This is a genomic window from Cupriavidus phytohabitans, from assembly GCF_000426345.1.
In the GTDB taxonomy this organism is placed as follows: Bacteria; Pseudomonadota; Gammaproteobacteria; order Burkholderiales; family Burkholderiaceae; genus Cupriavidus.
In genome coordinates this window covers 1-1016 of the sequence record NZ_AUFE01000260.1, presented here as the reverse complement: position 1 = coordinate 1016, position 1016 = coordinate 1, and the positions used below count along the sequence as shown (strand labels likewise).

Sequence of the window (1016 nt, the reverse complement as noted above, 5' to 3'; positions counted from 1 at the left end):
ACCGCCTCTTCACGAAACTCTTTCGTGTAAGTCGCCTTGGGAATTCGATTCATGATGCTCTCCGTTTCGAGATTGTACGAAACGTTGGCATCCACCTTTTCCGACTGACCTCAGTCCGAAACGGATTGTCTATCCCCCGCAGCAAGCCCATCGAGAAGATCGGGCCATGATGTCGATTTGCTGCGCCGGGATCCATCTCACCGCCGCGTGCGCGCGAACGGCTTCCGCACGCGCGAGTACTCCTCGGCTGTCAGTGTTGATGTCCGACTGCCTCTTGGCACCCTTCAGATCTAAGAATGGCAGGCATTGCGGCGGCCCGGCTAGTACTCACCACAGGGCAGACGGTGGGCGTGCTGCGTCGGTACCCGCTCGAAGGCGCGTCGGGCTTACAGAGTCGCCGGCAAGGCGCTCCGAATCATCGTCCCCCCCCCCGGCTGAAGCCCCGCATGCTTGGCCTGGTCGGCGACAGCTATGCCGACTTGGGCCCGACCCTCGCCTGGGGAGAAGCTACGCGAGCGCCACGGTATAGCCATCTCGGCAGCATGCGTACGCCGCTTCATGATCGACGCCGGATTTTAGTTTCCCAGGAAGCTGCGCCCGCCCAAGCGCGCACCAGCCGCGCAACCCCCACACCTGCCGGGGCGAGCTGGTGCAGATCGATGGCTCCGATCCCGCTTGGTTCGAGGACCGGGCGCCGGCGTGCACCCTGCTGGTCTATGTCGATGACGCCACGGGCCAGCTGATGCAGTTGCTCTTCGTGCCGAGCGAATCGACGGCGGCGTACTTCACCGCCACGCGCGCCTATGTTGAGCGCCACGGCAAACCGATGGCGTTCTATTCGGACAAGGCCGGCATCTTCCGCGTCAACGCCCGGGACAATGCTGTAGGCCGCGGCTACACCCAGGGCGGGCGCGCGCTGTTCGTAACCGTCCGACGGTCAGCGTTCTTGACGAGGAGGTTACTTTCAGGCGGCGTTCGAGCGGATCTGCTCAGCCATGGCCCATGGCAGCAGTTCG

General features: G+C 63.6%; 1 pseudogene. It reads left to right on the top strand.

Annotated elements, in window-relative coordinates:
- Window positions 1-649: 649 nt before the first annotated feature.
- Window positions 650-1016: pseudogene (locus K309_RS43735) on the top strand (hypothetical protein); the annotation flags it as partial.